At 73.8% G+C, this 248-nt stretch carries 1 protein-coding gene; it reads left to right on the top strand.

Annotated elements, in window-relative coordinates; all coding sequences use genetic code 11:
- Positions 1-18: 18 nt before the first annotated feature.
- Positions 19-248, top strand: a 230-nt coding sequence (locus AC5RUJ_RS19115) for a hypothetical protein (RefSeq protein WP_494156622.1), incomplete at its 3' end; no start/stop codon positions are given.

Raw genomic sequence — 248 nt, 5'->3', positions numbered from 1 at the left:
ATCCGCGCCGCCGCCCCGTTGGCGGGCGAAACGGCGGCAGCGGCGGCACGGCATTTGATGACCGACCGGGTGGAGGCTCGCTTCGAGTCAGGCAAACTCGCGGCCCGCCGGGAACGCAGGCTTGGCGCCATCGTGCTCTCCTCGGCACCGGTCAGGCCGTCGCGGGACGAGGGCCGGGAGGCGGTAGCCCGGGCCTTGGGAGAGCGCGGGCTCGGCATCCTTGGCTGGTCGGAGGCAGCCAAGGGGCT

The organism is Arthrobacter sp. Y3223164, from assembly GCF_059091005.1.
Note: the sequence above shows the minus strand (reverse complement) of the source record. Positions and strands in the feature narration are given on the sequence as shown.